Annotated in this window: 12 protein-coding genes; 2 read left to right on the forward strand and 10 right to left on the reverse strand. The window is 42.2% G+C overall.

Annotated features, from left to right (window positions below):
• Positions 1–21 precede the first annotated feature (21 nt).
• A complete protein-coding gene (gene tagD / locus MHI58_RS17230) occupies positions 22–411 on the reverse strand; it encodes a glycerol-3-phosphate cytidylyltransferase (protein ID WP_008343212.1) in 390 nt (129 codons plus the stop codon).
• 370 nt (positions 412–781) lie between these two features.
• Here tagD and MHI58_RS17235 point away from each other — a divergent pair, with 370 nt between their 5' ends.
• Both MHI58_RS17235 and MHI58_RS17240 read left to right on the forward strand, forming a co-directional pair.
• The gene (locus MHI58_RS17235) at positions 782–1552 is read left to right on the forward strand and encodes a WecB/TagA/CpsF family glycosyltransferase (protein ID WP_045033965.1); all 771 of its coding nucleotides are present in this window, start codon (positions 782–784) and stop codon (positions 1550–1552) included.
• Between the two features lie 11 nt (positions 1553–1563).
• Entirely contained in the window at positions 1564–2751 is a 1188-nt protein-coding gene (locus MHI58_RS17240) for a CDP-glycerol glycerophosphotransferase family protein (RefSeq protein ID WP_082055541.1), read from the forward strand.
• 17 nt (positions 2752–2768) lie between these two features.
• Here MHI58_RS17240 and MHI58_RS17245 read toward each other — a convergent pair whose 3' ends face one another.
• The 9 genes from MHI58_RS17245 to MHI58_RS17285 all read right to left on the reverse strand — a co-directional run bounded on the left by MHI58_RS17245 (position 2769) and on the right by MHI58_RS17285 (position 14216).
• Positions 2769–5399 carry a glucosaminidase domain-containing protein gene (locus MHI58_RS17245; protein WP_045033964.1) on the reverse strand — a complete coding sequence of 877 codons (2631 nt, stop codon included), beginning with the start codon at positions 5397–5399 and terminating at the stop codon, positions 2769–2771.
• A gap of 122 nt (positions 5400–5521) precedes the next feature.
• The gene (gene manA, locus MHI58_RS17250) at positions 5522–6472 is read right to left on the reverse strand and encodes a mannose-6-phosphate isomerase, class I (protein WP_007499909.1); all 951 of its coding nucleotides are present in this window, start codon (positions 6470–6472) and stop codon (positions 5522–5524) included.
• Between the two features lie 147 nt (positions 6473–6619).
• Positions 6620–7441, reverse strand: coding sequence for a carbohydrate ABC transporter permease (locus MHI58_RS17255; RefSeq protein ID WP_008343219.1), 822 nt, complete (start codon positions 7439–7441; stop codon positions 6620–6622).
• Positions 7438–8409 carry a carbohydrate ABC transporter permease gene (locus MHI58_RS17260; protein WP_192876889.1) on the reverse strand — a complete coding sequence of 324 codons (972 nt, stop codon included), beginning with the start codon at positions 8407–8409 and terminating at the stop codon, positions 7438–7440. Before MHI58_RS17260 ends, MHI58_RS17255 begins: the two co-directional genes overlap by 4 nt.
• Before the next feature lie 57 nt (positions 8410–8466).
• Positions 8467–9735 (reverse strand): ABC transporter substrate-binding protein, encoded by a 1269-nt coding sequence (locus MHI58_RS17265; protein ID WP_035389707.1) that lies wholly within the window; start codon positions 9733–9735, stop codon positions 8467–8469.
• A gap of 99 nt (positions 9736–9834) precedes the next feature.
• A complete protein-coding gene (locus tag MHI58_RS17270) occupies positions 9835–11256 on the reverse strand; it encodes a response regulator (RefSeq protein WP_045033963.1) in 1422 nt (473 codons plus the stop codon).
• A complete protein-coding gene (locus MHI58_RS17275; RefSeq protein WP_045033962.1) occupies positions 11250–12692 on the reverse strand; it encodes a sensor histidine kinase in 1443 nt (480 codons plus the stop codon). Before MHI58_RS17275 ends, MHI58_RS17270 begins: the two co-directional genes overlap by 7 nt.
• A complete protein-coding gene (locus MHI58_RS17280; protein ID WP_041507867.1) occupies positions 12689–13690 on the reverse strand; it encodes a sugar-binding protein in 1002 nt (333 codons plus the stop codon). The genes MHI58_RS17275 and MHI58_RS17280 overlap by 4 nt, the downstream gene beginning before the upstream one ends.
• A gap of 70 nt (positions 13691–13760) precedes the next feature.
• Positions 13761–14216 (reverse strand): GNAT family N-acetyltransferase, encoded by a 456-nt coding sequence (locus tag MHI58_RS17285; RefSeq protein WP_045033961.1) that lies wholly within the window; start codon positions 14214–14216, stop codon positions 13761–13763.
• Between the last annotated feature and the right edge of the window lie 73 nt (positions 14217–14289).

The following is a 14289-nucleotide window of genomic DNA, read 5'->3' on the forward strand; positions in this document are numbered from 1 at the left end:
GAAGTACTTTTTTTCAATCTATTATAGTCCAGCAATTTCTTCCTTAATTTGTGTTGTCGAAATACCTTCTGTTCTCTTCAAGTAAACGACTTCGCAATGCTCTTTCAAGAAATCGAATTTACCTTCCCAGTCATCTCCCATAACAAACACATCAATGTCATGTTCTTGTACGTCTCGGACTTTTTGATCCCAGCTGTTCTCTGGAATGACTTCATCTACATAACGAATGGTTTCTAAAATCAGCTTTCGATGCTCGTAGCTATGATAAGCCTTTTTTGATTTTTGTAAATTAAACTCATCTGTCGAGATGGCCACTACTAAGTAATCTCCAAGCTGTTTTGCACGCTCTAGCAGCTTGATATGCCCCCAGTGTAATAAATCAAATGTACCGTAAGTAATAACTTTCTTCATTGCAAACATAAACTCCTTTCTTCATCCTTATTCGACTGCTTCAAGCAGTAATGTTTATCCGTAATCCTATTCTCATCGGTCATGTTTTTTCGCTCTTCGGAACCTCATTATATCATAATGCCTAAAAAACGTTAAGAAAATGTAAAGACAAACTATTTCCAATTTAATGGATGAAATAGTGAAACTGCGTCAATACAGTATTTCAACGTTTTTAGAGACTAGTTGTTTATTAAAATGTCATGAAATTAAAAGGATTGTAAAGTTATTGTTAATATTTCATGGAGCAACTGTGATAAAATGATCTGTAGGTTAAGAATGAATTTACAATGATCGTACAATAGATAACAAAAAGAAAAAGGGGGTTTATACAGTGGAAACAGAAGTGGTCTCTAACCTTTCTTATGTAAATGGCGACTTAGACGAATTTATTAGTTATATGAACCAACACCACCTTTCTCAGCGAAGAGGCGCAATGATTGCAACGGTAAATCCAGAAATAGGCTATGCAACTATGAAGGATCATGCATATCATAAAGTCATCTCTTCTGCAGACTATGTCTTACCTGATGGTGTAGGTGTTGTCTTGATGTCACGTCTTATAAACCATCCGTTGAAATCAAGAATTGCAGGCTTTGAGGTCTTCATGTCTATGCTTGATCTCGCAAACAAGCAATCTAAAAGTATTTTTTTATATGGTGCGAAAAAAGAAGTGCTCGAGGCTGTCAAACAGCGAATTGATACGGAATATCCGAATGTGGTGATTGCAGGCAGCTGTGATGGTTATCAAGCGGATAAACGGTTTGTGGCAAAACAAATTGCTCGTTCAAAAGCAGATATGGTGTTTGTCGCTTTAGGTTATCCAAACCAAGAGAACTTTATTTATGAATACCGTCATTTGTTCCCGCAAGCTGTTTGCATCGGTTTAGGCGGAAGCTTTGATGTATTTAGCGGAACGGTGAAGCGTGCACCACGCTGGATGATTAAAACAAATACGGAATGGCTGTACAGACTCATTGTCAATCCGTGGAGATGGAAACGAATGCTGAATATTCCAAAGTACGCTTTTGCCGTATTAAAAGAAAACAAAGGGAAAAAGCGCTACTATCCTGAGCAAGTAAAAGATCAGACGAAGCAGCTGTGAGAGACTGATACATGATGAATATACGCTCAATGATCATCTCATGCTATGCAGCCTTTGTTTCTTTTGCTGGATGGCTCATGAGCGGCGTGAAACCTCGTGACAATCAGGTGACGCTGCTTGTTTCATTCCAAGAGAATGCAGCTGCTCTCATCGATACTTATCAAAAACGGGCGAATATGACAATGAAGCTCACTGTCCTCTATACGAAGCATGCTTCTGTGATAGAAAAGGACGTGCCTCATGTGTCATTTCGCTATTTTCATGAAAAAAATCCCATCCATCTCATTCAATGTATCTATACGATGCTAAAAAGCAAAGTCGTCGTCACAGATAATTATTTTCTGATGACAAGTGTGCTAAGAAATAGACCTTCTACTACTTGTATTCAAGTGTGGCACGCCAATGGTGCTTTGAAAAAGTTCGGTCTTGAAGATGCTTCAAATCATCACCGTAGTTCTCGTGATCTGCAGCGTTTCAAGCGGGTCTATGCGTCTTTCGATTATATCGTTACTGGCTCAGATCACATGCGCGAGATTTTCAAAACTTCATTTGGCGTCAACGACGATCGTTTTTTGCCAACAGGTGTCCCCTTCACAGATGCGTACTATGATGAGCGCCCTATTTCCTTTCAGACGGATATTTTTCCAAAAGGCAAAAAAGTGCTGCTGTATGCGCCGACCTACCGGGACTTTGCAATGGACGGTCTTGTCTTACCTTTTTCTAAAGAACAATTGCAGAGTGAGCTGAATGGCGACTATATTCTGCTCGTCAAACTTCATCCTGCGGTGAAACATTTAGCCAAAGCAGAAACAGATGGTGAGTGGATCTTTGATGTGTCCGATCAGCCGCTCTTTCCATTGCTCTCTGTATGCGATGTCCTGATTACAGATTATTCGTCCATTGTGTTTGAATATGCGCTGCTCCGAAAGCCTGTTTTGTTCTTCACTTACGATCTAGAGACTTATCGCACAAAACGCGGCTTAGTCGAACGTTATGAAGACATCATTCCAGGAAAGGCTTGCGTCACTCAAGATATGCTCTTAACGGAGCTTAAGCAGCTAAACGAATCAGCCAATCAAGACTTATTGAAAACCTTTGCTGAGGAATGGAATCAATATTCAAAAGGGAAATCAAGTCAGCAGCTTCTTTCCTTTATTGAACATCAGCTCTTACACAAAAAACGTCCGGCTTCTCATTAAGAAGCACGGACGTTTTTTTATTTGTTATACACGGGGATATCATAATACAGCGTATAGTTATCAAGTAAGTTATACAAACTATACATACGAGTGACCTGTTTAGAAGCCCAGCCAATATCTGTTGCATATTGGTGAGTGGCTGTCGCAGACCAGCGCATTTTGTAAATGGTATCTTGTTTGTATGTGGCATTATTGATGTAGCTGTTGCCAATGAATTTTGCCCCGCCAATAATGGCTGCCTCTGGTGTGAACCATTGCTGTTCATACGCATACTTTGCACCGAGGTAATTCGGGTTACTGTCATATGCACCAATGCCATACATGTTGTACACGATTCTATCATTAAACTTCGTACCGTTCGCTAAAATGGAACTGCCGTTGCCTGTTTCAAGCAATGCATGTGAAATCAGATAGATTTCGTTAATATGATACGTTTTTGCTGCTGTGATAAAGGCTTGTCCTTTTCCGGCAAGAATCCCTTTCCCTGCTAAAATCTTCGTATTCACTTCAGTCGGGTTGAGATTTGCAGCTTCAGAGAGTTTGAGAAATTGAAAATAAGATTGAGTGCCCTCCGCGATATTCGCTGGGTCTACATATTTTAATACTTCTGCTGAACTCGCATTTCTCCAGCCGAGGCTAATCTTGATCCAGTTGCCTTCTTTTCCAAGCTGCTTCACTTTTGTCCCTTTGTTCAGCTGTGCGACGATGTTGCTAGCCGAACTTGAATCAGGTGTAGAACGTACATTTAGCCCGTCTGTATTCACTGTGGACGTCGCTGGATCTACATATGTCGCATAGACGTAGGCTGCACCATCTGTCTGCGGCGACACCTTCATTTGTTTGTTTACCATCTCATTGACTGTGAGGTTATAATTCGTCTCCATCACCATTGGACCATTTTTGATTTTGGTCGCAGTGGCTGTCCAGCCGTATTGGCTTTTCACAAAAGCAATGGCCGCATTCGCATTTGGTAACCCTGTAAACTGCTGTGTGATGTTGATTTTATATGCCGGTTTTGTCGTTGTTGTATAAGCAGCTGGTTCATTTCGTTTTTTGAAGAATGTCATGCCTTGGTCTCTTAAGGCAGCAGTCGAAATAACCCCTGTTTTGATCTGATATTGACCATAATCAGTTGCTCCCGTTTTTTGAGCGGCTGCTTTCATTTTTTGTTTGGTTAAATAACTTAAGGCTTGATTCAGCTTTGTCTGATTCACAGTTGCCTCTGTCGTAATACGGTATTGCTTAACAGCTTCTGTTAATGTTTTTGTACTGCTGGCAACGCCATTTTTTTTCATGATCTCTTGTGCCTGCTTTACTTTGCTTTGATCATATACAGGAGTTGTCATTAGGCTGTATGCTTTACTGACGGCTTGCCCCTTGCCTGTTGTGATGCTGCTTGTCACCTTTTGTGCTTTTAAGTATGCAGCACCTTTATTTACTTTTGTCTGATCTGTTGCTTGATTCACAACAAGTCGATACGTGCTGTCAGATGCTTTGCCTGTTTTTTTCGTTGTGGCGGATACTTTTTTCTTTTGGAAAAATGCCGTTGCTTTTTTCGCTTGATCATCGCCCAAAAGATTCCCAGTCACTACTTGATATGGCTGTGTAGAAGAGATCTTTTTAGATGTATAGCGCCATTTCTTTTTCTTGAAAAAGGCAACTGTTTTTGCGTAAGTTGTGTCATTTAATTGATTGAGCTTTACGATATAATTTTTCGTTTTTCCTACTCGCTGTACAGTACCTGACGCACCAGCTTGTTTCTTAATCTGAGCCGCCGCTGAGGCTGCTTCTTTATTGTCTTTGAAATAGCCTGATTCCATGCTATATACATTTTTAACAGCTCCAGCCTTCTGAATCTTTCCGCTAATTTTCGCTTCTTTTTGCAGCTGGGTCAGAAGGGTTTGCGCTTTAGACTGATTCGTTTGTGCAGCAGATGTGACGATGTAATACGGTTTGCCTGCTGCTACCGTTTGGAGTACTGCTTTTAAACCAGATTCCTTTTGAAAACCTTGCAGGATGGTATTTGCCTTACTCTGTCCGACAATATTGCCTGAGATCAGCTGATACACGGTGCCAGCTTTGTTTTCGGTTTGATATGTACTAGTGACTCCGGCCTGTTTTTGTAGTTCGGTTTGAATATTTTTGACTTTCGTTTCAGAATCAATGGCTCCTGATATGACCTGATATGATGGTCTGCTTTGATTGATAGCTTCATAAGTGCTATTGAGTCCTGATGTTTTCGTCAGCTCGAGCGTAAGTTTTTTCGCCTGACTTTCATCGTTGATTGGATCAGATACGATTTTCTGTAAAGGAAGGCGGTCACCTACTGGAGACACCGTACCGCTCATGCCTAACTCTTTTTTTAATGCAGCGGCACTTGCATTAGCTGCTACTTGTGAGTCATATCCTGAGGCAGTCAGTTGATAAGTCGATGTATTTCCTGAAGTTTGATAAGTGGCTGTCCATTTCTTATCCTTTTTCAACGTGTCAACCGCTTTTTTCACTTCTGCTTCTGTTGTAAATACTTTTGAGGTGCTAATCGTATAAATGGATTGATCGACATAGGAGGCTGCTTGCACTTCTTTGCCTGTGTGTAATGTCATACCAAAGGCAGCTGCGAGTAACATAATCTTGATGGTTTTTTTCACGTTCCCTGTCCCTCTCTTAACTTTGCATAATAGTCTACTAATCTCTTTATCGACAAAAACAAGTCTCTTTCAAGTCCTTTATGCAATAGAAAAATAGAGGACTCTCGAAGTCCTCTTTTTCTTTATATATGTGACACAATCAGTTCACAAGATCCTTCAATTGTGAAGTTCCCTGTTTCAGCAGGCAGGATAAAATGGGCTCCTTTTGGCAGCGGATATGTATGCCCATTATGCTCTAAGGACCCTTCCCCATTAATAACGCTGCACAGCAAAAACGGATAATCTTGCGATAGCTCTACTTTTTGATCAATTTCCCATTTATACACAGAGAAGTATTCTGCTTCTACAAATGTTCTAATGGTCACCCCTGGACGAGTTTCTACTGATTCATCTGCATAACCGTCTACATGAGGAACCGTTGTGACATCAATGGCCTGCGTGAAGTGAAGTTCACGTTCATGGCCATTTTGGTCTTTTCGTTCATAATCATACACCCGATAGGTCGTATCTGAACTTTGCTGCGTTTCAAGAACCAGTGTGCCTTCACATAGCGCATGAATGGTACCGCTTGGCACATAATAAAAATCACCCGGCTTAATTTTCACTCGCCGCAAAAGGCCTTCCCAATCTCCGCTGTTCATCATGGTCACAAGCTCAGTTCTCGTCCTTGCATTATGACCGTAGATCATTTCTGCGCCTTCTTTACAGTCAATGATATACCAGCACTCTGTTTTTCCAAGCTCGCCATTTTCATGTCTTTCCGCATAATCATCATCTGGATGAACTTGAACGGATAAGTCTTGGTTTGCATCTAAAATTTTTGTTAAGAGCGGAAAGCGATCGCCTTCTATTCCCCCAAACAATTCTCTGTGATTGTCCCATAGTTCGATCAACGTTTTCCCTTTATATGGACCGTCTTGCACGACACTTGGTCCGTTTGGATGAGCAGAAATTGCCCAGCATTCTCCCGTTTGATCAGAAGGAATATCATAGCCAAATTGATCCCTTAAGGCTGTACCTCCCCATATTCTCTCCTTCAATTCAGGCAGTAAAAAAATTGGTGACTGCTTCATTCAGGATGACTCCTCCCTTTGCTACCCTTTGATAATCCTTGCCTAGCATGATGAAAACTAGCAAGTCTCAACTTTTATTATGACGCTATCTAAAGAGAAGTCAATCCTTTCAGTACACCGAATGAAAACGATAACAAGAAAACCAATTTACCCTTTGACAGAGCCTGCAAGAAGCCCTTTCACAAAGTATTTCCCAAGTAGAATATAGACCAAAAGTGTCGGCAGTGCAGCCAAGATGGCACCTGCCATTTGAACATTCCATTGCACAATTTGACTGCCTGATAAATTTTGCAATGCGACCATGACCGGCTGATTCTCTGCTGTGGTCATAGTGACCGCAAATAGAAACTCATTCCACACATTTGTGAACTGCCAAATGGCAACCACGACAAACCCTGTGATGGAAAGCGGCAGAATCATATGTCTGAAGATCCCGATAAACCCGGCTCCATCCATCTTCGCTGATTCAATCATTTCATCAGGAATACTCACATAAAAATTGCGGAACATGAGTGTTGTGATTGGCAGGCCATATACGACATGGACAAGTACAAGTCCCGGAATGGAGTTATACAAGCCGATTTCACGCAAAAATTGAATGAGTGGAATGAGGATACTTTGATATGGAATAAACATACCGAACAACATGAAGGTAAACACCACTTCTGATCCTTTAAAGCGCCATTTAGACAGCACATAGCCATTCATCGCACCTAATACAGCTGACAATAAGGTTGCAGGAATGACTAGATAAAGAGAATTCATTAAATTGGGTGATAACTTTTCAAAAGCGATTTTGTAGCTTGAGAAATCTAGTGTAGATGGAAGCGACCACATTCGCTCAAGGGTCACTTCACCTAATGGCTTTAAACTTGTGACGAGCATGACATAAACAGGCATGAGAAAAAACAAACTGCACAGTATTAATAAAGCATAAAGAACTGGACGGACAAACCCTCTTGCGGTCATGATGAAGCCCCCTTCCGGCTAGACAGGAGATACGGCACGATAAAGACCGCAACAGAAATCAACATGACGATCGCAATGGCGGCACCACCTGCATAATGGTTTCCTCTAAAGGTCATTTCAAACATATAAACACCTGGCACATCGGTGACAAAGTTTGCACCTGGTCCTGTCATCGAGTAAATCAAATCGAAGATCTTTAAAGAAATATGTGCCATGATAATGACGACGCTCGCTGTGATTGGTTTTAACAGCGGGAAAATGATTTTCCAGTAGATTTGCCACTCGGTTGCGCCATCCATTCTAGCAGCCTCTCTCACTTCCTCTGGAATGCCTCTAAGACCAGCCAAATACATCGCAAGTGAGAACCCTGTCATCTGCCACACAGCAGCGATGACAACTGCAATCATTGCTGCCGGTACACCAAACTCAATTTTTCCCCAGACAAATCCAGCTAAAATGTTCGTATCCGTGTACCACTTGGGCTGGATGCCGAGTGTTTTTAAAAATAGATTCACCCCAGTAGATGGATTTAGGATCCATTGCCACACAACACCTGTGACCACAAAGGAAAGGGCCATCGGAAAGAAAAAGAGATTCCGAAAAAGTGATTCCCCCTTGATCTTCTGGTCTAGTAAAATGGCCAGTACAAGCCCAGAAGCAATGACTGCTCCAATAAAGAATAATGTAAAAAAGACCGTGTTTCGAAGATCTGACTGAAAGCGAAAATCTTGAAACAGCATGACATAATTTTTCATACCTGCGAAAGAAAAATCAGGAACAAGCGAGGTCCAGTTCGATAATGAAACATATCCTGTCCAGCCAATAAATCCGTAAACAAAAATGAATAATAAAACAGCTGACGGTGCTAAAAATAGCAGGGCAAGCAGCTGGTCTCCATTCCATTTTTTCCGAACACGTCTCACTTTTGCTGCTGGTGTTTTTGTGATCGGCGATGTGTCCATGCGCATGAAGCTACACTCCTTTTTTAAAAAAGAGGCGGTGCCTAACGGCCGCCTCTTTCATCTTTATTTCATTGAATCTTTTAAAGAAGAAACGAACTGACTGCTGTCTTTTTGTGTCACGAAAATATTGACGGCTTGGTTCGCCTTCGTGACAAAACCTTCTTCAGCAGCTGAGCCATGCGCAAGAGACGGTGCCAGCTTTGACTCTTTAAACGCCTTCATTGCCGATTTTCCATATTCATCATATTTTGATACGTCTGCATCCACACGTGCCGGTATTGACCCTTTCAGCGGATTAAACGCATCCTGTCCTTCCACAGATCCTAAGACAGATAAGAATTTTTTCACGTTTTCTGGCTGTTTGACACCCTTCGGCAATCCGAATGTATCCGTGATGACCATAAAGCTGCCCTCCGTACCAGGAGTTGCCACGTATCCAAAGTCTTTATTCACCTTCAAATCTAGATCATTCACAAAGTATCCTTTTGCCCAGTCGCCCATGACATTCATTGCAGCTTCCCCTTTTGCCACGAGCTGTGAGGCATCCTGCCAGTTACGCGAGCTATGATCGTCGTTGACGTATTCGAGCATACGTCCAAAGATGTCTGCCGCTTCCTTCACTTTTGCATCATCCATTTTTAAGTCGCCCGCCCAAAGTTTTTGATAGTCATCTGCACCTAGTACACCTAGAAGAACGCTCTCAAACAAATGAGTCGCCGCCCAAGGTTCTTTATCCCCAAGCGCAAGTGGAGTAATCCCTTTTTTCTTTAAGGCATCGGCTGTTTTGAAAAATTCATCAAACGTCGTTGGTGGTTCTAAGCCCTGATCTTCGAATACTTTTTTGTTATACCAAAGCACATTGCCTCTGTGAATATTCACTGGAACGGAATAGATTTTCCCGTCTTTGCTCACAAGGTCAATCAGTGATTCTGGAAATTTATCCTTCCAGCCTTCTTTCTCATAAAGGTCATCCAGCGGCTCCATTTTACCTGCGGCTACCCAGCTCTCATTCAGCTCTGCTCCCCCGTGTACTTGGAAAGTAGCTGGCGGATCATCTCCTTGCATCCGGCTTGTTAGAACAGCCTTTGCATTCGTACCAGCGCCACCGGCGACAGCTGCATTTTCAATTGGAATGTCTTTATTTTTCTCTTCAAACAATTGAATGAGTGCCTTCAGTCCGTCTTCCTCACCTGCACCAGTCCACCAAGAGAAAATTTCTAGTTTCTCCGCTCCGCCCTCTTTTTTTGCATCTGAGTTCGTCGATGAACTGCAAGCAGAGACGACCAGCATACAGAGTGCCAATAAAGTAAAGCCTAATTTAAACTTCATCATGGATCCCCCATCCCTATTTTGTAAGCGTTATCAAAATAAGTATACTGGCAGATCCTTGCCTTTTTTCAGGCAAACTTCTTCACTTTTTTATGAAATTCTTCATTTTTTTACGACCTGCTTTCGATATTCCTTTGGTGAACAGCCAACCATTTTTTTAAACACACGACTGACGTAATTCGGATCAGTATATCCTGCTTGATAGGTGATTTCTTTTAAACTAAGCGAACTCTCTTTCAGTAGCTTCTTCATTTTATCCATCCTACAGGTCGTCACATATTCTTTAAACGTCAGACCTGTCTCATCCTTAAAGCGTTTGGTGAAATACGTCGGGCTTAAATCAACATAGGCGGCCGTTTGCTCCAGCGTGATATGTTCGCAAAAATGTGTTTGAATGTATCGTTTCGCCCGTTCTATATCATTCACCGTCTGGGTTCTTGCTTCATACAGATCAAATAAATGTTCACAGCATTGGCGGCATTCTGTTTCTGTAGTGATAGCTAGAATCGGCACATCTGCACGAAGTCGTGATTTGAGTAAAATGAGCAGCTCTTTCACATGAGAAATGGTTGCCCCTTCTAATTGGAAGGCATCATAGTAAGCAAGAGCATCATCTCTTCTCCCTTCTTCTAGTGCAAGCATCATGTCATCGGCAAGCTCAGGCAAGTTGATCAATACGTAAGGTTGTCTATCTGTATAGTAAAAGCCATAACGAACCGCACCGTCATCTTTTTTTCGCTGATAATAGGAAAGCTTCGCTTCTGCCGCACTTTTCTGAAGTTGAAGTGGATTTGAGACAGGATGACCCATGCCAACAATGAAAGGGGAATGCTGCTCGCTTGTCATAGCAGCGCGAATCGCTTGCAGTACATTCGCCTTTAGATGACCAGGCGATTGACGGCTGTAAATCAAGCATGTAAACAGCTCACCGCTCACTTTGATAGGCACTGCTTGAAAAAGAGCAGACTCCTGCAAATGATTCAGGAGTTGATCCCCGCCTGTCCGCTGAACAGCGATCACTAGACCTGCTTGAAAATCCTGAAACAGCCGCTCAAACGCTGTGGAGGAATAAGATTGACCGTTCAACACATGAGCTTCCAGCCATTTTGACTGCTGATTGACTTTCTCCGCCTGCCGCAGGGAGACCTCCTGCTGAATTTCTGTCGCAACAGAACGAATCGCTGTAATGGTTTCGTCTTTATCAGCTGGTTTGACAAGGTATTGTTTGACCCCTTCCTGCATGGCTTGCTTGGCATAATCAAACGTATCGTAGGCTGTCAGCATAATAAATTTAGTATGAGGACAGCTTGCCTTGATCTGTTTGATCGCTGTGAGTCCATCCATGCCTGGCATCTGAATATCCATGAGCACAAGGTCAATTGGCTTAGACCGCGCCAATTCCACCGCCTTTTTTCCATTCGCAGCTTCCCCTGCAATATGACAGTCTGGCAGCCATTCGGTCATGAACTTACGCATCGCCATTCGTTCAATTTTTTCATCATCCACAATCAGCACGTTCAGCATGCTCGTTCCTCCTTGATTGGTATTGTCAATTGAATGGTGGTCCCTTCGTTTGGCTTTGAATCAATTTGAAGGGCATCCTGTACTCCGTAAAACAAACGCAGCCTCGACATCACATTTCGAAGACCAATTCCTGTCGAGTGACCTTTACTACGTGTGTCTGAATGATCTTCTTCCTCTTGCGATAGCAATCTCTTTTTCTCTTGATCACTGATGCCAAGTCCATTATCCCGAATCCGAATCATGACAAAGCGATCATCTCGATCAATAGAGAGCTCTACAAGCCCCCCCTCCTCTTTTGGTTCTACCCCATGAATAAAGGCATTTTCGACAAGCGGCTGCAATGTGAGGCTCGGAATGTGAACAGATAGACACGACTCATCTATAGTCGTTTTGCATGTAATACGATCGGAAAATCTTGTTTCTTGTATATGAAAATATTCTTTTACCACTTTCACTTCTTGTTCTAACGTAACAGATGCGCTGAGAGGAGATAGCGAATACCGCATCAGCGTAGAAACGGATTGTATCAATCTCGATGTCGCATCAGCTGATTCTAAGTACGCCATACGTGAAACGATGTTTAATGTATTAAATAAAAAATGTGGATTCATTTGGTTTTGTAGTGTTTTCAGCTTCATGTCTTTAATTTTCTGATCTAAAGCGGCCTTTTGTTTCATCTCTTCAATCATGACCTTCATCTCTCGCCGCATTCGCTCAAAGGCATGATTTAACACAGAGATTTCGTCCTTTGATGACACATGCAAATTCGGACCGTCAAAATTTCCTTCTGATACTTCTTTAGCACTTCGAGACAGATGAACGATCGGTCTTGAAATTCCACCCGCAATGATATAGGCCATCCATAAAGCGATGCCTATCGATAATGTAAACAGACATAGAGTAAAAAGCGCATACGTTTGATGTCTTTTTTGAAGGGATTGGTAGAGTACTTGATACTCAGATAATTCATCATCCAAAAGAGTCATTGTCTGCTCTTGGATATAAGAGGACACGGTTCTTACTTCTTTCACACTTGCAGCATATTCTTTGATTTTCCCTTCTTTGACATGATTCATTGTCGCATCACTTTCGTTTATGAGCGTCCGCATCATATATCGATATTTTTCAATGGAGGGGATGGCGGCATGAAGCCCTGCATCTTTGAGCAATGCTTGATCATATGATGTCATTTTCTGTTTTGATTCAGCATACCCCTTGGCAAACGCCTGATCCTTTTCGATGGCAAAGGCGTTGACCTTTTCATACATCGTTTTTGCCTCTGTCGAAATATCATTCAGCAGGAGAAAGGAACGAAAGCTCTTGCTATATTCTGATGTGATTTTTGAACTGCTCCAATACACAAAAAAAGCGGCCACATTACCAAGGAGCACAAGAATTAAAAATGCCAATAATAATTTACTTCGTATTTTTCTCATGGCTGAACCCCCTGTGGTCTTTTCGTTTGATGAAGGGGCAGGTCTCCTCGCCGAATCACACTCGTCTCTGTGTACTGCAGCGGTTCTTGTTTATCCCCTTGCTGCAAACGAACAAGAGATTCAACCGCTTGATAGCCCATTTCATAAGGGTGCTGTACAACCACTGCATCAATTTTCCCATCATCCAGCGCTTGAATCGTATCAGGCAGAGTATCAAATGCGAGCACATAAACATCTTTAGACGAATGATATTGCTCTGTTGCTTGAATAATGCCGACACCGTCTAATGCGCTTGTTCCATAAAATGCGGTGAGCTGCGTATGATCATTTAACAATTTATACGCAGCGCCGGAAGCACCTGATTTTGTAATCGCCGACTCTTCTATTCCAGCAATATGAATGCGTTTTTCACCAGAAACGGCATCTCGAAACCCCTTCACGCGAAGCTTCTGGTGAATCGCATCAAGCCGTCCCGTCACAATGCCCACATACTGTTCGCCTTTTGTATCGGCGATGAGTGCCTGTCCGGCGATAAAGCCAGAATAATAGTTATCTGTTCCGACATACACTTGACGCTTGCTCCCCTCTGCATCGGTATCGACTGTGACAACATCTATACCTTTCTCTCTTGCTTTTTGAAAGAGCGGTTTGTATCTCTTTGCATCAAGCCCTTGCGTCATAATGCCATCCACATGACCAGCAATCGCCATATCAATGGTTTTCAGGTGATCATCCAAATCAGCCTGCTTTGGACCTAGGTATTCAAGATACACCCGATGAACTTCCGCCGCATCAGCAGCTCCCTTTTGCACCAATTGCCAATATTCATTATCAAGTTCCTCTGGTACAAGAACAAAGTGATATTGATAAGTTGATACCGCCTCATCGGAAGCGCTTTCAATTTTAACTAAATCTTGACCTAATATAGATAAAAAAAGAACAGATACGACACAAAATGTGAGAAATGCGCCCATTCCGAACAACTTCGACCATTTCATTCACATTCTCCTCCTTCCATTGTTGCCGCATAAAAAAAGAGCTGCTTATAAAAGCATACTCTCTCGACCTCTATAATTCCTTTGTCATAAATAAACTGTTCGGATCTTCTTGGTATGAACCAAAAGGCGGACAATATTGAAATCCAAAGCTTTCATATAATTTTCTTGCCGGTTCAAAGAAAGCAATCGCACCTGTTTCAAGGCTGACTCTTTTATACCCCCGCCGCTTCGCCTCTTGGAGAAGGTGGGTCAACAGATGCTTCGCCACGCCTTTTCGCATATGGGCTGCTGCCGTTCTCATCGATTTGAGTTCACCATGTTCACTTGATAGCTCCTTGATGGCTCCGCAGCCAAGAAGCGACTCCCCATCCCACACACTCCACACTGTGACATCTTCTTTTTTCAGATCGTCTAACGGAAGGGCATGAATGCTTTCTGGCGGTGAATGTTTTTTCATCTCTTCTAAATGAGCTTGAATCAATTGTTCAATTTGACCATCTTTTAGTTCATCTTCTTGAATGTACATATCGACCTCTCCTTTATGCTCATTTTATGTGAAAAGAAGCGCCTTCCCATCTTTTATGTTAGATAAACGAACA

The sequence above is a fragment of the Bacillus sp. FSL K6-2869 genome (assembly GCF_040869405.1).
GTDB classification, from domain to species: domain Bacteria; phylum Bacillota; class Bacilli; order Bacillales; family Bacillaceae; genus Bacillus; species Bacillus altitudinis.